The sequence below is a fragment of the Spartinivicinus poritis genome (assembly GCF_028858535.1).
Taxonomy (GTDB): Bacteria; Pseudomonadota; Gammaproteobacteria; order Pseudomonadales; family Zooshikellaceae; genus Spartinivicinus; species Spartinivicinus poritis.
This window is the reverse complement of the sequence record NZ_JAPMOU010000001.1, coordinates 156,069-172,665: the sequence shown is the minus strand read 5'-3', so window position 1 is coordinate 172,665 and position 16,597 is coordinate 156,069. Positions and strand designations below refer to the sequence as shown.

Genomic DNA, 16,597 nt, shown 5'->3' with positions numbered 1-16,597 from the left:
CCATCATACTTTAACCTAGGTGTTTCATAAAGTTCTGCATAATCTTATTTGCTCATTGTTTCAACAGAGAATATTTTCTCAGTCACTCGAAATCCTTAATACAAGTCTTTTTCAAAAATTTCGCTGTGAAAGCTCATACACTTCCAAATAAGGGCGCTATGCCATTTTTATGCAAATTCATAAAACATCTGGATTAAATTATCTACAATTGGAAAACCAGGCGTAGTGTGTTGACCACTAAGACAAGTAGCTGCTTAAGGCCAGATACAGTATGATACGCCCGATTTTCAACCCTCATCGCTCACTCAGAGGTCCTAGAATGCTTGAGTTGCGTGGAACCCCTGCACTATCCGACTTTCGTCGCCAGAAGTTGTTCCAAAAACTGAAACAACTTCATCCGGAAACAACTGATATTTATGCAGAATATATCCATTTGGTGGATTTAGCAGAGCCATTATCTGTCAAAGAACAAACTGTTCTAACCAAGCTGCTGACTTATGGTCCAAATATTAAAGAACACCACACTCAAGGTGAAAGGCTGCTGATTATTCCTCGGCCCGGTACTATTTCTCCCTGGTCAAGTAAGGCGACCAACATTGCGCACAATTGTGGTTTGCAAAAAATAAAGCGGGTTGAGCGTGGTGTGGCTTATTTCATCACGACTAATCAACCACTAAATAAAGGACAGTTGCAGGCATTAGCACAGTCACTGTATGACCGAATGACTCAAGCTGTTTGCTATACCACAGATGAAGCAGCCGCTTTATTTGCAGAGGGTGCTCCAGCACCATTGAACTATATCCCTGTACAGCAAGAGGGGCGGGAAGCGTTAGTGCAAGCAAATACGACGCTTGGCTTAGCGTTGGCCGATGATGAGGTCGACTATTTATACGACAGCTATCAAAACAAACTACAACGTAACCCTACAGATGTTGAGTTAATGATGTTTGCTCAGGCAAACTCAGAGCATTGTCGCCATAAAATATTTAATGCCAGCTGGTCAATTGATGGTGAGCAGCAAGATCGTTCGCTATTTGCGATGATCAAAAATACTTACCAAATGCATCAAGAAGGAGTGCTATCCGCTTATAAAGATAATGCAGCGGTTATCGAGGGGTATCAGGCTGAACGTTTTTTCCCCAACCCAGCAACTAAAGAATACGGCTACAACCAAGAGGATGTGCATATCCTCATGAAGGTGGAAACCCATAACCACCCCACGGCAATTGCTCCTTATCCTGGTGCATCAACCGGCTCGGGCGGCGAAATTCGTGATGAAGGTGCCACTGGCTGTGGTGCTAAGCCAAAAGCCGGTTTAACTGGGTTTAGTGTTTCCAACTTAAAAATTCCTGGCTTTACTCAGCCTTGGGAAATTGATAACGGTAAGCCAAACCGGATTGTGTCTGCCCTGGATATTATGGTGGAAGGGCCTTTAGGAGGAGCAGGCTTTAATAATGAGTTTGGTCGCCCGAATTTGTGTGGCTATTTTCGAACCTACGAACAAACCATTAAGGGTCCTGATGGTGATGAAGTCAGAGGTTATCACAAGCCAATCATGATAGCCGGTGGTTTAGGTAACATTCGCGCTGAGCATGTGGAAAAAGGTGAGATCCCTGTTGGAGCCAAATTGATTGTGCTCGGTGGCCCAGCGATGCAAATTGGTCTGGGAGGTGGTGCCGCTTCATCCATGACTACCGGTGAGAGTACCGAGGATTTAGACTTTGCTTCTGTACAGCGGGATAACCCGGAAATGGAGCGTCGTTGTCAGGAAGTCATTGATCAGTGCTGGCAGCTGGGTAACGAAAACCCGATTGCTTTTATTCATGATGTAGGTGCAGGTGGGCTTTCCAATGCCTTTCCAGAGCTAGTGAATGATGGTGATCGTGGAGGCAAATTCGAACTGCGCAATGTCCCCAATGATGAGCCGGGTATGTCACCACTGGCTGTCTGGTGTAATGAATCTCAAGAGCGCTATGTATTAGCTGTTGCCCCAGAAAATCTAGCCCAGTTTGAAGCTATTTGTCAGCGTGAGCGCTGCCTTTACGCCATTGTGGGTGAAGCCACTGAGGCTAAAGATTTAGTGGTTACAGATAACCACTTTGATAACAAACCAGTGGAAATGCCGCTTGATGTATTGCTGGGTAAGCCACCACGGATGCACCGGAATGTTACGCGGGCTCAAACAGAGCAGGCAGTATTTAACAGCATGCAAGTTGATTTGGCTGATGCTGCTGAGCGAGTGTTAAAGCTCCCTGCTGTTGCTAGTAAAAGTTTCTTGATCACGATTGGTGACCGGACGGTGACTGGCTTAGTGGCTCGTGATCAAATGGTTGGCCCTTGGCAAGTGCCAGTGGCAGATGCTGCGGTGACAACTTCAACACTAAACAGCTTTACTGGTGAAGCCATGGCAATGGGGGAGCGTACGCCAGTAGCACTATTGGATGCAGCTGCTTCAGGCCGAATGGCAATTGGCGAAGCTATTACTAATATCGCTTCTGCTAAAGTCAAGCAAATCAGTGATATCAAACTGTCTGCTAACTGGATGGCGGCAGCAGGTCATCCTGGCGAAGACGCTAACCTTTATGACACAGTCAAAGCTGTTGGTATGGAGTTATGCCCGGAGCTGGGAATTACGATTCCTGTGGGTAAAGACTCCATGTCGATGAAAACCCAATGGACCGATGAGCAAGGTAATGATAAGTCGGTGATCTCTCCACTGTCTTTAATCATCTCGGCGTTTGCGCCTGTTGAAGATGCTCGCCTATCTCTGACCCCGCAACTCATAACAAATCAAAGTGAAACAGTTTTACTATTTATCGATTTGGGGCAGGGCAAAAATCGGTTAGGTGGCTCAGCATTAGCGCAAGTTTATAATGTGGTTGGTCAGCAAGCAGCTGACTTGGATGACCCTCAATTACTGAAAGGTTTCTTCTCTGCAATACAAGCATTAAATGCTGAGCAAAAACTGTTGGCTTATCACGACAGATCCGATGGCGGCCTGTTTACTACACTGGCGGAAATGGCGTTCGCTGGCCGTACAGGTGTTTCTATCGACTTAACTGGGCTTGTAGCTAGCCAAGAGGAATTGGCTGCAGTGTTGTTTGCTGAAGAATTAGGAGCTGTGGTTCAAGTTAAACAAGCTGACTTGGCAGCTGTTAAGCAGCAGTTTGAACAAGCAGGTATTGCAGAGCTGGTTCATGAAATTGGTCAGCTTAATGATACCCAGCAGATAGAGTTCAAATTGAATGACCAGCAAGTGCTGAGTAATAGCCGTCAACAGTATCAGCGCTGGTGGGCTGAAACCAGCTATCAGATTCAAGCTCTTAGAGATAACCCCGACTGTGCACAGCAAGAGTTTGATCAACTGTTGCAGCAAAATGATCCAGGCTTGCATGCAGAGCTAAGCTTTCAACCAGAAGAAAATATAGCCGCGCCTTACCTTAACTTATCCTCCAAACCCAAGCTGGCTGTATTGCGTGAGCAGGGAGTGAACAGCCAGGTTGAAATGGCTGCAGCTTTTGATCGAGCAGGCTTTACGGCCGTTGATGTTCATATGAGTGATGTCTTGTCAGGACAAGCTTCGCTTGCTGAGTTTAAAGGCATGGCTGTCTGTGGTGGGTTCTCTTACGGAGACGTCTTGGGTGCTGGTGAAGGCTGGGCCAAGTCAATTCTATTTAATGATGTTGCCAGACAACAGTTCGCTGACTTTTTCGCTAGGCAGGATACTTTTGCATTAGGAGTATGTAATGGTTGCCAAATGCTATCTAACTTGCGGGAGCTAATTCCAGGGGCGGAGCATTGGCCTCACTTTGTTCGTAACCAGTCTGAACAGTTTGAAGCGCGCTTAGCGATGGTAGAGGTACAGGATTCACCATCAGTTTTATTGCAGGGCATGGCAGGCTCAAGAATGCCAATTGCGGTTTCCCATGGTGAAGGTTATGCCGAGCTAACTGCAGATCGGCAGCAGCATCTGGATTCAGCAAAACAAGTTGCCTTGCGCTATGTCGATAACCATGGCCAGTTGACAGAAGCTTATCCTGCTAACCCTAATGGCTCCCCTGCGGGTATTACTGGGGTGACAACCAGCGATGGTCGCGTGACTATTATGATGCCGCATCCTGAGCGAGTATTCCGCACAGTACAATACTCTTGGGCGCCTGATAGCTGGAGAGAGGACTCTCCATGGTTACGCCTGTTCCAAAATGCTCGAGTGTGGCTTGGGTAAGTCATTGACCAATATTTGAGATCAAAAAGCCTGGCTGATAGCTGGGCTTTTTCTTTTGTGGAGTAGTTTCTGTTGTAAAGCAATGTTATCAAGGAGGCAAATTAACAAATGTATAAGATAGCGGTTTTTATTCCAGAAGAAGCATTAGAATCAGTAAAAAGTGCCATGTTTCAAGCTGGGGCAGGAAAAATTGGGGATTATGATAGTTGTGCTTGGCAAGTAAAGGGGCAAGGGCAGTTTCGACCACTCGCTGGTAGTAACCCTTATGTAGGGCAAATGGATCAGGTGGAAACAGTAGAAGAGTATCGGGTGGAAATGGTGTGTGCTGATCAGTATGTGACTAATGTAATTCAAGCTATGAAGCAAGCTCACCCTTATGAAGAGCCTGCATATGATGTATGGCAGTTAGCTGATTTGTATACCCTTCGCGAATGACTTTTAGGGCTTGTTGTCGTCGCTGACCACCATGGATGGTGGGAATGCAGTTTAAGCAGGAGCATTTAACTGCCTTCACCCCAATCATTTATAAAAACATAAACTCATGGGGCTTCATCGCTCGACCGCCGCCCCTAAAAGCCATTCGCTTTGGCTATAATTAGTTGGATGAGTTAAAGCTGGCTGTATCACTTTTTGATCGGCTGAGTAATATCCTCAACCCTGACCGGAAAATTACCTGATTGCCGGTCGACAAAGTAATGCCTAAGGGTTTTTTCGATGGTAGGGAATGCCAGCTGCTGCCAGGGTATATCAGTTTCATGAAATAATTGAACCTCATGGGATTCATCCCCAGGGCCAAAGTTTGGCTCTTCAAGCTGGGCGCGGAAAATCATATAAACCTGGCTGATATGGGGTAGGTTAAAAATAGTGTATAGCTCTAGTTGCTCTACTGTCGCTAGGGCTTCTTCCCAAGTTTCTCGTTGGGCTGCCTGAAGAGTAGTTTCGCCTAGCTCCATAAAACCTGCTGGAAGTGTCCAAAACCCTTTTCTTGGCTCAATAGCTCTTCGGCAAAGCAGTATCAACTCTTTATAAGCTGGCAGGCAGCCTGCGACTATTTTAGGGTTTTGGTAGTGGATGGTCTGACAGTGACTGCACACATAACGAGGACGGTTGTCACCTGCAGGGGTGAAGTGCTCAACTGGTTTTCCACACTGAGCGCAGTATTTCATAGCCTCGCCTTTTTCCATTTGAGGCTATGAGTATATACTGGATATTGATGCGAAGTTAAATAGTGGGTGCGGCCGCACGGCGGTTGGTTAAGCAAATAACATCTGCGGGAGCAGCACCATCTTCAGCGGGTAGCTCACCATTGAGTCGTTTGCGGGTAAGTTGTGCATGCTCAGGGTTGGTGAGAGTGAGTTGTAACTGATGTAAAGACTCATACATTAGCTTTGATATAGCAACACAAGCACTCATTGGGTTAGACGATTGACGAATTTTCATATCAACTTGAAACTGAATACCACGTAATCTTCTTTGATACTCAAGGGGGGCGTCTTGGATTGCTTCTTCAATTAACTGTTTCCTGAGCCTTTCCAGATCATCTGGCTTGTTATTGGCAAGAAACAACAACTCATCAAAATCTGGAAGGTTTGACTTCATATAATCACCCATTACTTCTTCATGAATTACAGCTTCATCCTTTAACCTGCGTCTTTTTTCCGTTTGACAGAGCTAACTGATGAAACTTTATCCTACCTGACTATTAGAACACTTGTATGTTGACTGATTCACACGCAATTTAGGGGCCAGCTAGAATAAATGGAGAAGGTAAGGAACTCTAAAATAAAAAAGCTAATCAAAACAGAGTGTTAGATTGTCAAGTTTAGGCTAAGTGCTATTTTAGTTTTGTTGAGGTTTTATTAGATGAATTTGCTATATATGTCTGTGAAGTACACTGACACCACTGCTTGTTGCTGAAGCTTAGAGTTTCTTTCACAATAGCAGCATTACGTTATTTTTAATGGCTTGTAGTCATTGCTAATTTGCCAGGAACTGGCGTCATAATCCAAGGACTGAGTATCTGTTAAACATCATGTTTTTTATAATTAATGATAAATAAATTGTATAAAGCCCTAACGGACAACCCTGAAAGTGAACTGGCTGTCGACTTGCCTGAAGCTGCTGTGTTGTTACCTATAACGGATCACCCTAAAAAACCGGAAATCATTTTTACTTTGCGTGCCGCCCACTTATCAACTCATAGTGGTGAAGTGGCTTTTCCTGGTGGCAAGCGAGACGATACCGACAAGAGCTTGTGGTTTACTGCATTAAGAGAATCCTATGAAGAAATCAATCTTGCTGCAGATCATGTTACGCCATTAGGCCAGTTGAACCCTTTAGCATCTCGATTTGGTTTAAAGGTGGTGCCATTTGTAGGGGTGATTCCTTCTCAGGTAGCGTTAACGCCAAATTTGGACGAGTTGGATTTAATCTTTAGAGCACCCTTAGCGTTTTTTTTGGAGCCGAGGCATCTCAAGTTTGAGCAGATTGAGTTTTTTGGTGAGACTTACCAAATCCCTTATTTTTGTTATGAGCAGTTTAAGATCTGGGGACTGACTGCATTGATGCTGGTTGATTTGCTGAATATTGGTTTTGATGCAGGTATCAGTTGTGATTGGCCTCAACGAGACCCTGAAATTATTGATAAATTTGTCAGTATGAAGAATAAGTAATCTGAATATTTCACCTGTTTATATAATTCAATTAGGTGAAATATTCAGAGGGAGTTTTGCTTTTCTAGAAAAGGTTACCTTTTCTTCTTGAATGAGACTTTAGCCTGCTTAATAACGTTGTCTTTAATTTGTAGAATTTCTATTAAGTAAGAGTCTACCTTCAAACAAACCTTAGTTTCGGGGATGGTTTCAAGATATTCAGTGATCAAACCATTCAATGTTTTGGGGCCATTGCTAGGTAGATCCCATTTCAATAGTCGGTTGATGTCTCGAATATTAGCTGAGCCATCAATGAGAAAAGAGCCATCAGGCTGTACTTTGATACCCTCGCTATCATCAGACATATCTGTAGTGAATTCACCGACTATCTCTTCGAGAATATCTTCTAGAGTAATTAAACCTTCAACATCACCATATTCATCTACAACAAAGGCAATACGTAGCTTTTCTTTTTGAAAGTTGAATAGCTGAGTGTGTAATGGTGTGTTCTCTAAAATAAAGTAAGGCTCTGCAATTTCCTGTAATAAATCTGCTTTACTTGGCGTGCCAGTCGCTAAAAAGCGAGCTGCATTACGCATATGAAGGACACCAATAATGTTGTTGATATCGTCTTTATAAATAGGTAGGCGAGTATGCTGACAGTCTTGTAGCTGGCTAATGATAGTTTCTATGTCATCGTCAATATCAATACCAATTATTTCTTGGCGAGGCACCATAATGTCATCAACACTAACATTTTCCAGATCCAAAATACCTAATACCATCCCCTTGCGCTTGCGAGGAATAATGCCAGGTGTTTCGTGAACCAACGTACGAAACTCCTCTGTGCTGAGATGATCTTGCTGGTTTTCATTAGGGTTAACCCCAAACAAGCGAAGTAAATTGTTAGTGATACCATTGATAAACCAAACCACAGGATACAATAGTATGAGCAGTGGTCGTAACAGGTAGGCTGCTGGAAATGCAATGCGCTCGGGGTGTAGTGCCGCTAATGTTTTTGGAGTTACTTCTGCAAAAATCAAAATAACTAAAGTTAGTAGGCCTGTGGCGATGGCGATACCTGCATCTCCCCAGACTCTGATGGCAATAATGGTGGCTATTGAAGAGGCTAAGATATTAACAAAGTTATTACCGATTAAAATTATTCCAATCAACCGGTCAGGCCTTTCTAGCAATCGGCTAGCAAGGGTCGCTGCACGATGTTTGCTATTCACTAAGTGACGAAGCCGGTAACGGTTTAAAGCCATCATTCCGGTTTCGGAGCTGGAAAAAAATGCTGAAAGTAAAATGAGTACAAACAGGGCTCCAAATAGGAAACCAAGGGGCACTTCGTTCAAGAATTAACCTCATGTTGCCAAGCGTAATATGCCCACCCGTATAGTTCATAAATAAGTGGTTATGAAAAAACCAGCAGGAACTTAGGTGAGTTTGTTTGTTAAATCAGTTTATCTTCCCTGCAAAACCAGGTCTAGCACAAACTTACTGCCAAAATAAGAAAGCATAAGTAGTGTTGTTCCACTAATTGTCCATTTAATTGCGGTATTGCCACGCCAGCCTAGCTGATGGCGGCCCCATAATAAGGTGGCAAAGACCAGCCAAGCAAATATAGATAAGAATGTTTTATGAGCCAAATGTTGTGCTAGTAAGTCATCAACAAATAAAAAGCCTGTTGCAAGTGACGCGGTAAGCAAAATTAAACCAGCCCAGACAAATTCAAATAACAAACTTTCCATTGTTTGTAGTGGTGGAAATACTTTAAGGATTCCTTTGAGCTGATGGTGCTTGAGTTTATAGTTTTGATAGGCCAGTAAAACAGCTTGAAACGCTGCTATGGTAAGAATACTGTAGGCTAGAATAGAAAACAGAATGTGCCCAAGCATACCAAAGTTGCGCTCAGGTATGAGGGTTTTTGGTGCTTCTTGGGTTACTGCAAAAATGATTGTTAATGCGGCAAGTGGCGCAAGAAAAACTAACAAGCTTTCAACAGGCTTTTTTAATGCACTGAGTAATACAATGTTAATAATCATCCAGGAAATCACGGAACTTACATTATAAAAGCCAAGGTTAATACCATTTGGTTCATGAATAAGCAGATAGAGGGTGATAGCTTGGAATAGGGACGCACTAAAGCCTAGAAATAAAACAAGTGATTTACGGAACTGTTTGTTTTGCTTGATGGCCAGTGCCTGACCTATAGCAGTCGTGCAATAACAGATAATAGCAAACACGCTAATGATGATTATATTCATAACTGTATAAAAGGCTGGGTCATTATGTACTGCAATCGTTCATTCTGCATAAAAGTTTATCCAGGTAAAGGCTTATTTTATTGAATAATTGGAAAATAGCTTAGTTTCCTTTGACATTGCTTGGTTTAATAGGCAGCGGCTATTGAGTTGCGTTATAATCACAGCGGGTTAGCAAGCTGTCTTGATATGGGCTGTTAGGCTGCGAATAGTGACTAAAGTGAGCAGAGTCTTACCGTGCCTTTAGCAGCTTATATCAAGACAGCTTATAGCATTTGTAGTAGATATCTAATACTACAAATGAATGAGCAAAGGTTATTAATAGGGCTGGTTCCATGTTTGAAAACTTAACTGATCGACTCTCGCAAACGCTTCGCAATGTAACAGGTAAAGCAAAGCTCACCGAAGATAATATTCGAGATACATTACGTGAAGTGCGAATGGCCTTGTTAGAGGCTGATGTTGCACTACCTGTAGTAAAAGACTTTGTTGCACGGATTAAAGAGCGAGCGGTTGGCCAAGAGGTGCAAAAAAGCCTGAGTCCAGGCCAGATGTTTGTGAAAATCGTCCAGTCTGAGCTGATTGCCATTATGGGCGAAGCCTGTGACGACTTGAATCTAGCTGCACAGCCTCCAGCGGTTATCTTGATGGCAGGGCTTCAGGGTGCAGGTAAAACGACCTCTGTTGCTAAGCTGGCTAAGTTTCTTACTGAGCGTAAGAAAAAATCTGTGTTAGTGGTAAGTGCCGATGTTTATCGTCCTGCAGCTATCAAACAGCTGGAAACGCTAGCAAATGAAGTTGGAGTGCACTTTTTCCCCAGTCATGTAGAGCAAAACCCTGTTGATATTGCTAATGGCGCGATCAATGAGGCCAAAAATAAGCACTATGATGTGGTGATTGTGGATACCGCAGGTCGTCTCCATATTGATGAGCAAATGATGGAAGAGATCAAGGTCCTGCATAGAGCAGTCAACCCAATCGAAACCCTGTTTGTGGTAGATGCGATGACAGGGCAGGATGCAGCTAACACAGCAAAAGCTTTTAGTGATGCACTGCCTCTCACAGGTGTTATTTTAACTAAAGCTGATGGTGATGCTCGTGGGGGGGCTGCGCTATCTGTTCGCCACATTACTGGTAAACCGATTAAGTTTTTGGGGGTTGGTGAAAAAACAGATGCTTTAGAACCATTCCATCCTGATCGGATTGCTTCTCGTATACTTGGAATGGGAGATGTTCTTTCTTTAATAGAGGAAGCAGAACAAAAGCTTGATAAGCAGAAAGCGGATAAGCTGGCGAAAAAGCTGAAAAAAGGCAAAGGCTTCGACTTAGAAGACTTTCGTGACCAGCTTCAGCAGATGAAGAAAATGGGTGGCATCACCAATATGATGGACAAACTGCCTGGGATGGGGCAGATGTCGCAACTGGCTCAGCAAAAAATTGATGATAAGCCCCTTGTTCAAATGGAAGCGATCATTAGCTCAATGACCCCCTCTGAACGAGCTAATCCAGATATTATTAATGGTTCACGGAAAAAACGGATTGCAATGGGTTCTGGTACCCAGGTTCAGGATATTAACCGTTTGCTTAAACAGCACAAGCAAATGCAAAAAATGATGAAAAAAGTCACCAAAAAAGGCGGCTTGACCAAGTTAATGCGGGGAATGGGAGGCATGAAAGGAATGGGGGGTATGATGCCACCTGGCGGCAAATTCCCTGGGATGTAAGCTATTCTTTTAAAGCAATAACGCATATTCAATGCAAAAGCCTGCTGCAGATTACTTCAGCAGGCTTTTCATTATGGTTGATATTCCGTAGAATATGCGCCCTTCCGAGTAGCGGTTGATCAATTAGCTGGCTACCCGAAAGTAAACACCTGAGCAGCAATGGCTCATTTGTTGTAAATAGAGAACTAGGAAAAGTCTAATGGTAACAATTCGTTTAGCACGTGGTGGCTCTAAAAAGCGCCCGTTCTATCACTTAACTGTGACTGATGCACGTAACTCTCGTGATGGTCGCTTTATTGAGCGAGTAGGTTTTTTTAACCCAGTTGCTCGTGGTCAAGAAGAGCGTTTACGTGTTGATAGTGAGCGTGTTGAGTACTGGTTAAGCAAAGGTGCTCAAACTACTGATCGTGTGGCTAAGTTATTAGCTGAAGCTAGTAAGCAAGCTGGTCAAGCGGCTTAATTTCCCGTGTGAGCAGTTTGAGGTGGTTATGGCAGTAACGGGTAATATCAACCAAAACGACTTGTTGGCACTGGGGCGTATTTCTTCAGTGTACGGTGTGCGTGGCTGGGTTAAGGTTTACTCTTATACTGACCCGATGGATAACATTTTTGGTTATTCACGTTGGCTCCTCAAACAAAAAGGGCAGCTCCAAGAGATTGCAGTTGTTCAAGGCAAAAAGCATGGTAAAGGCCTGGTTGCACACTTAGAAGGGTGTGATGATAGGGAGGTGGCACAGCAATATTGTGGTGCAGAAGTGTTCATTCGTAAAGATCAACTGCCTAGCTTAGTTGAGGGCGAGTATTACTGGCATCAACTGGAAGGTTTGCGGGTTATTGCAATTGCTACAGATGAGTATCAACAAACAGACCTTGGTCGAGTCACTAGACTAATGGCCACAGGTGCAAATGATGTTTTAGTAGTGAAGGGCGACAAACAAAGCGTTGATCAACGTGAACGACTGATTCCTTTCTTACCCGATCAGGTGATTGAGTCGATCTGTTTAGAAGCAGGTGAAATACGGATCGATTGGGATCCGGAGTTTTAAATAGTGTGGTTTGGGGTTGTTTCCCTCTTCCCTGAGATGTTCAATGCCATTACTGAGTATGGCGTAACAGGAAGAGCGGTAAAACAAGGTTTACTTGAGGTGGCATTTTGGAATCCAAGAAGCTTTACTCATGATAAACACCAAACAGTGGATGACCGACCTTATGGCGGTGGTCCCGGCATGTTGATGAAAGTTCAACCTCTGCGTGATGCCATCTATGCAGCAAAGCAGGCTGCTGGAACTGAGGCTAAGGTGATTTACATGTCCCCTCAGGGACGCCAACTAACCCAACAAGGGGTTATGGAGTTGGCACAAAATGACAAACTCATCATAGTCGCAGGGCGATATGAAGGTATTGATGAGCGCATAGTCGAAACCGAAATTGATGAAGAATGGTCGGTGGGTGACTATGTCTTAAGTGGTGGTGAAATTGCTGCCATGACGCTAATTGATGCGGTCTCACGCTTTGTCCCGGGCACTCTAGGTCACAAGAATTCCGCTTTGGAAGACTCTTTTGCAGAAGGTTTACTTGATTGTCCTCATTTTACTCGGCCAGAACAGGTGGCAGGGTTGCAGGTTCCACCAGTATTACTGAGTGGCAACCATGAAATGATAAGGCAATGGCGACTGAAACAGTCGTTGGGAAGAACCTGGTTAAGACGTCCTGATTTATTAGCAAAACATCAACTTGATGATGAGCAACAGGCGTTACTTGCTGAGTTTCAGCAGGAATATCAGGCTAACCAAACGCAATAAGGTCTGTAGCCAGCGGAAAGTGTTTGTATCTAGGAGCAAACAAGAGATGAGCAAAAACAAGATTATTCAGCAAATTGAAAATGAGCAAATGAACAAAGAAATCCCTGCCTTTGGGCCAGGTGATACAGTCATTGTTCAGGTAAAAGTAAAAGAAGGTAACCGTGAGCGTTTACAGGCCTTTGAAGGGGTTGTGATTGGTAAGCGTAATCGTGGTCTGAACTCTTCTTTCACTGTTCGTAAAATTTCCAATGGGGTAGGAGTTGAGCGTGCGTTTCAAACTTATAGCCCGTTGGTAGACAGCATTACCGTTAAGCGTCGTGGTGATGTACGTAAAGCGAAGCTTTACTACTTGCGTGAGCGCTCTGGTAAAGCAGCAAGAATTAAAGAAAAACTTTCCTAGTTCCAATAAAAAAAGCAGCATTAGCTGCTTTTTTTATGTCTTTTATAAATAAGCTTGTTTTACCCAGTTGTAAGTATCTACTCTTTTGCTTGTGACACTTTTTAAGTATTTTAAATGTAAAGTGTGTCTTTTTTCTTGTCTGTTACAGGTTCTTTGATAAAATACGACACTTGTAACCACTAATTTTATCGATTATACCATTTGCTTAGTGCTTTGGGACTCTTGCTGCTATTGCGTGGTATAAGAAGACAAGGATGCTTATGAAACACTTACCGTTAAAGTGTATTATCTGTTTTATCACTTTGCTTTTTTCTTCTTTAAGCTTTGCTGGACAGCCTGTTAAGTTGGTTAAGGCGATGAGTTCGGGTTATAGCTTTTATGGTACTCGCTCTGAACATCAATTTTTTGAGATTTTGGTTGAGCGTAATCTCAAGGCTGAAACAGTTTGGCTGCGTTTGATTAATAATGAGGGCGAATGGCAAGACTTGCCTGCGAAAAAAATCGCAGTTATTGATGGACATCTAGAGCGCTGGCAATTGAGTTATCAGTCTTGTATGAGGGGTACGGTGCGTTGTAGCAGTAATTATCAACAGCCAAGTATCAACTTTATTAAGTTTGCTGTTTATGCAAACACTGCAACAGGGCAATATTGGGACAATAATAAAAGTAAAGATTATTGGCTAGCTAAAGGTGCTGGTTGGTTTTTGGCCGAAGATGTCAATGTTGCTGTAAATAATACTTTTTCTGGCTCCTTATATAAAGAGCAAAAGAGCTTTTATCCGCAGGTGTTGGTGAGAAATATTGCACATGCTAAGCAAGTACAAGTGATTTATAGTTTTGATAGCTGGCTAACAAGCCATACCATTGAAGCTAAGTATCAAGCCTATCAAATTATAGGACCAAAAGGAGGCTTGGTTAAGAACCCAAGTAAATATGGAGTAGAAAGCTGGGGAGGCTCAATACCTGTAGCTAAGGAAAACCAACTGGCATACTTTGTAAGGTATAAAGTGGATGGTCATTGGTATACAGATAATAACTTAGGACAGAATTATCGGGTTACTCGAAAGCAATAAGTAAAACTCTATATTGGTTCACCATGATTAAGTAGAAGCCCGTAATAAATGGGCTTCAAGTAAAATAATAGGACTCAATTTTTTTCCAAAGCGTTTGATAAGCAATTGCTCCAGACTTTTTAGGTGCAAAAGCAGCCACAGGTTTCTGGTGAATACCCATGTTTTCAATTTCCGCACAAAAAGGGATAGATTGGCTAATAATGCTATTAAAGCGAGTTTTTATCCTAGCTTCAGACTGTTGGTGTAGTTTTTTGGATGCTTGAGCCATAGAAAAGAAAGGGTGAATTTTACTTTTATCTAATGATTTTTCCTGGAAAAAATTGACTAGCTGATTTAGGGTGCGCTCAGATAAAGTCGTGGGGATAACAGGGACCATAATAATGTCTGCAGTATGAAATACATTTTCAGATAATAGACTGATGCTGGGTGGACAGTCGAGAAAAATGACATCATAGTACTTCTTTAAAGGTTTTAATAATTTTGCTATTTGTTTTTGTGGTGACTTTTTAAATGCACCTAGTTTGATATCAAAGTGTCGATAGGATAGTTTGGCAGGCAAAATGTCCAGTAATGGATAGTCCGAAGCTTTGATATGTTGAAATAGTTTATAAGACTGGCTGAAAAACCATTTGCTTTTTTGTTTTTTTGATGCACTTACTCGAAAATAAAAAGAAGACGCACCTTGAGGATCTAAATCGCATAGCAGTGTTTGATAGCCAGCCTGGCTAGCTTCATAGGCTAAGTTGACTGCCGCAGCTGTTTTGCCTACGCCTCCTTTAATACTGTAAACCGCTATTATCTTCATTGTTGACTGACCTTTTGAAAGAGCTGATTAAACTTGTTATGAGTGGGAAATGAACAGAAATCATTGAGTTGACTGATTATCTCTGCTTTTAAGGACGTTTGCTGTCGACGCATGACACTAACTAGCCCGCCAATGGCAGCTGCTTCAAGTGAGTCGATATTATTGCCATCTAAATAAGATAAAAGTTTTTCTTGTTGAACGGATAAATCATTGAAGTGACCCAGTTTGTCTTGGAGCTTTTTTAAACTACTAACAGCTTGTTTATTGGTGGTTGTGTCCATTAAGTCAGCAAAGAGTTCTAGTAAGTAGCGGAGCTTTTTGCATTCTAGCCGTAAGTCATGGAATGCTTCATCATCTGTTGTGGCTGTTAATAAGCTACCATTATGGCAAATCAGTTGATACTTATTGTGGATTTCTTGTGTCGCTATTTTGGTGATGGGCTTATGACTATTCTTGGTTTTTGCTGCTTTTTTGCAGGCTTTTAGTATGTTTTTAATTGTAGTTAGCGTGTCTTGATAGGTTTTACTTTGTAGGTGTTGAACAATGCTTTTACATTCAGTTTTACGTAAATCAGCAAAGGTTTGAAATAATTTATCTAATCCTGGTTGTAGTTGAATGGGTAGTTGAGCTTTTAGCTCATCTTTAGCAAGCAAGTATACATCCAGGTCTCTTAATAAATTAGTTTTTTGAGCAAGCTCCTTGAGTTGTTGTTTTAACTGTTTGGTTTCAGTTTTGGGAAATACCTGCCTGATTAAACTTAGTAAGGAGCGGATTTTACGGATGGCTACTCGGTAGTCATGTAGATACTCAGTATCTATATCATTAATTACACCTTGTTCATTTTGCTGGGCAAGCGCCAGCATGGTATTAACCATATTAAGTACTACTTCGCGAGTAGGCGTTTCTGGTTGGATAGTGAAATGCGGCTTGATGCTGTAAGGCTGAGGGGTGAATTTATTCTTATCCCAATAATCAATGAGGGGTGGTTCTGCAATAGTTGTGAAGTGTTGTTCTAAAAACTGAGTAAACTGTTGAGCCTCTTCATTAAAGCCTCTTAACGGTTGCAACTCTAAATACTCTATATTTGTAGTGCTGTTACGCTGGTCTGATAAAATATAGATAATTGCTTTACAAACCATTTTTTGGTCTGAGTTAATCATTTTGATGGTATGGCTGTCACAGGTTAAGGTAGCCATTTGTTGCAAAGCTCTAAGCTTAACAAGAGGTTTTACTTTATTTTTCAGTATGCCACTGGGTAGCTGGCTTATCTCCAGCGGCTGACTATGGCCGTTAAGGTTGTTTACAGTGCAGCTTGCAATTAAGCTTTCGTAGGCAAAACAGCCTTTTGGAGCAAGAATGAGTTGGCTGTCGCTTTGGTACAGCATTGTATTGTCAAACCAAAGGGGCCAACCAAAAGCGTCATACAAAGAGATTGATTGAGTTGTCTGAGAGTGACAAACATTTGGAAATTGCTTCTTTATTAAGCGTACGGCAGATTGCGGGTTTTTTCGGCTAGGTAACTGCCAATAAGATACGACAGGTTTAGCCAACGACTGGGCTAAGAGTGTCATGGTTTACTCCTCTTCCGTGACTTCATCTAGCTGCTCCATATTTCTTATGAAGAGCTATAGTTTATCTTTGAGCCACCCC

Annotated in this window: 15 protein-coding genes; 9 read left to right on the top strand and 6 right to left on the bottom strand. The window is 42.5% G+C overall.

The genetic code is table 11. The features are described from left to right. Nucleotides 1-319 precede the first annotated feature (319 nt). Nucleotides 320-4,225 (top strand): phosphoribosylformylglycinamidine synthase, encoded by a 3,906-nt coding sequence (gene purL, locus ORQ98_RS00765; RefSeq protein WP_274686859.1) that lies wholly within the window; start codon nucleotides 320-322, stop codon nucleotides 4,223-4,225. Between the two features lie 108 nt (nucleotides 4,226-4,333). Further along, nucleotides 4,334-4,660 (top strand): YqfO family protein, encoded by a 327-nt coding sequence (locus ORQ98_RS00760; RefSeq protein ID WP_274686858.1) that lies wholly within the window; start codon nucleotides 4,334-4,336, stop codon nucleotides 4,658-4,660. Nucleotides 4,661-4,848: 188 nt separating this feature from the next. Here ORQ98_RS00760 and ORQ98_RS00755 read toward each other — a convergent pair whose 3' ends face one another. Continuing rightward, nucleotides 4,849-5,391 carry an NUDIX hydrolase gene (locus ORQ98_RS00755; RefSeq protein ID WP_274686857.1) on the bottom strand — a complete coding sequence of 181 codons (543 nt, stop codon included), beginning with the start codon at nucleotides 5,389-5,391 and terminating at the stop codon, nucleotides 4,849-4,851. A 55-nt stretch (nucleotides 5,392-5,446) separates the two neighbouring features. Further along, complete coding sequence (locus tag ORQ98_RS00750; protein ID WP_274686856.1) at nucleotides 5,447-5,824, bottom strand: DUF3135 domain-containing protein; 378 nt, start codon at nucleotides 5,822-5,824, stop codon at nucleotides 5,447-5,449. Between the two features lie 449 nt (nucleotides 5,825-6,273). On the opposite strand from ORQ98_RS00750, the gene ORQ98_RS00745 reads away from it, so the two are divergent. Further along, nucleotides 6,274-6,897 carry a CoA pyrophosphatase gene (locus ORQ98_RS00745; RefSeq protein WP_274686855.1) on the top strand — a complete coding sequence of 208 codons (624 nt, stop codon included), beginning with the start codon at nucleotides 6,274-6,276 and terminating at the stop codon, nucleotides 6,895-6,897. Nucleotides 6,898-6,971: 74 nt separating this feature from the next. Here ORQ98_RS00745 and ORQ98_RS00740 read toward each other — a convergent pair whose 3' ends face one another. Then, nucleotides 6,972-8,234 carry an HlyC/CorC family transporter gene (locus ORQ98_RS00740; RefSeq protein WP_274686854.1) on the bottom strand — a complete coding sequence of 421 codons (1,263 nt, stop codon included), beginning with the start codon at nucleotides 8,232-8,234 and terminating at the stop codon, nucleotides 6,972-6,974. A 108-nt stretch (nucleotides 8,235-8,342) separates the two neighbouring features. Then, nucleotides 8,343-9,146, bottom strand: coding sequence for a cytochrome C assembly family protein (locus tag ORQ98_RS00735; protein WP_274686853.1), 804 nt, complete (start codon nucleotides 9,144-9,146; stop codon nucleotides 8,343-8,345). A 332-nt stretch (nucleotides 9,147-9,478) separates the two neighbouring features. Between ORQ98_RS00735 and ffh the strand changes: the two genes are divergently transcribed. The 6 genes from ffh to ORQ98_RS00705 all read left to right on the top strand — a co-directional run bounded on the left by ffh (nucleotide 9,479) and on the right by ORQ98_RS00705 (nucleotide 14,142). Then, the gene (gene ffh / locus ORQ98_RS00730; RefSeq protein ID WP_274686852.1) at nucleotides 9,479-10,867 is read left to right on the top strand and encodes a signal recognition particle protein; all 1,389 of its coding nucleotides are present in this window, start codon (nucleotides 9,479-9,481) and stop codon (nucleotides 10,865-10,867) included. Between the two features lie 199 nt (nucleotides 10,868-11,066). Then, nucleotides 11,067-11,327, top strand: a complete 261-nt coding sequence (rpsP, locus tag ORQ98_RS00725) for a 30S ribosomal protein S16 (protein WP_274686851.1) — start codon at nucleotides 11,067-11,069, stop codon at nucleotides 11,325-11,327. A 28-nt stretch (nucleotides 11,328-11,355) separates the two neighbouring features. Continuing rightward, a complete protein-coding gene (gene rimM / locus ORQ98_RS00720) occupies nucleotides 11,356-11,913 on the top strand; it encodes a ribosome maturation factor RimM (RefSeq protein WP_274686850.1) in 558 nt (185 codons plus the stop codon). 3 nt (nucleotides 11,914-11,916) lie between these two features. After that, nucleotides 11,917-12,669, top strand: coding sequence for a tRNA (guanosine(37)-N1)-methyltransferase TrmD (gene trmD, locus ORQ98_RS00715; protein WP_274686849.1), 753 nt, complete (start codon nucleotides 11,917-11,919; stop codon nucleotides 12,667-12,669). 46 nt (nucleotides 12,670-12,715) lie between these two features. Beyond that, nucleotides 12,716-13,069 (top strand): 50S ribosomal protein L19, encoded by a 354-nt coding sequence (gene rplS / locus ORQ98_RS00710; RefSeq protein WP_274686848.1) that lies wholly within the window; start codon nucleotides 12,716-12,718, stop codon nucleotides 13,067-13,069. A 260-nt stretch (nucleotides 13,070-13,329) separates the two neighbouring features. Next, nucleotides 13,330-14,142 carry a hypothetical protein gene (locus tag ORQ98_RS00705; RefSeq protein ID WP_274686847.1) on the top strand — a complete coding sequence of 271 codons (813 nt, stop codon included), beginning with the start codon at nucleotides 13,330-13,332 and terminating at the stop codon, nucleotides 14,140-14,142. A gap of 55 nt (nucleotides 14,143-14,197) precedes the next feature. On the opposite strand, the gene ORQ98_RS00700 is transcribed toward ORQ98_RS00705, so the two are convergent. Both ORQ98_RS00700 and ORQ98_RS00695 read right to left on the bottom strand, forming a co-directional pair. Then, a complete protein-coding gene (locus ORQ98_RS00700) occupies nucleotides 14,198-14,947 on the bottom strand; it encodes a ParA family protein (RefSeq protein ID WP_274686846.1) in 750 nt (249 codons plus the stop codon). After that, a complete protein-coding gene (locus ORQ98_RS00695) occupies nucleotides 14,944-16,518 on the bottom strand; it encodes a CHAD domain-containing protein (protein WP_274686845.1) in 1,575 nt (524 codons plus the stop codon). The genes ORQ98_RS00700 and ORQ98_RS00695 overlap by 4 nt, the downstream gene beginning before the upstream one ends. Between the last annotated feature and the right edge of the window lie 79 nt (nucleotides 16,519-16,597).

Coding starts and splice junctions, on each gene's coding strand:
- rplS (WP_274686848.1), top strand. CDS start 12,716: ATGAGCAAAAACAAGATTATTCAGCAAATTGAAAATGAGCAAATGAAC.
- ORQ98_RS00750 (WP_274686856.1), bottom strand. CDS start 5,824: ATGAAGTCAAACCTTCCAGATTTTGATGAGTTGTTGTTTCTTGCCAAT.
- ORQ98_RS00705 (WP_274686847.1), top strand. CDS start 13,330: ATGAAACACTTACCGTTAAAGTGTATTATCTGTTTTATCACTTTGCTT.
- ORQ98_RS00745 (WP_274686855.1), top strand. CDS start 6,274: ATGATAAATAAATTGTATAAAGCCCTAACGGACAACCCTGAAAGTGAA.
- ORQ98_RS00735 (WP_274686853.1), bottom strand. CDS start 9,146: ATGAATATAATCATCATTAGCGTGTTTGCTATTATCTGTTATTGCACG.
- rpsP (WP_274686851.1), top strand. CDS start 11,067: ATGGTAACAATTCGTTTAGCACGTGGTGGCTCTAAAAAGCGCCCGTTC.
- ORQ98_RS00760 (WP_274686858.1), top strand. CDS start 4,334: ATGTATAAGATAGCGGTTTTTATTCCAGAAGAAGCATTAGAATCAGTA.
- purL (WP_274686859.1), top strand. CDS start 320: ATGCTTGAGTTGCGTGGAACCCCTGCACTATCCGACTTTCGTCGCCAG.
- ffh (WP_274686852.1), top strand. CDS start 9,479: ATGTTTGAAAACTTAACTGATCGACTCTCGCAAACGCTTCGCAATGTA.
- ORQ98_RS00700 (WP_274686846.1), bottom strand. CDS start 14,947: ATGAAGATAATAGCGGTTTACAGTATTAAAGGAGGCGTAGGCAAAACA.
- rimM (WP_274686850.1), top strand. CDS start 11,356: ATGGCAGTAACGGGTAATATCAACCAAAACGACTTGTTGGCACTGGGG.
- ORQ98_RS00755 (WP_274686857.1), bottom strand. CDS start 5,391: ATGAAATACTGCGCTCAGTGTGGAAAACCAGTTGAGCACTTCACCCCT.
- ORQ98_RS00695 (WP_274686845.1), bottom strand. CDS start 16,518: ATGACACTCTTAGCCCAGTCGTTGGCTAAACCTGTCGTATCTTATTGG.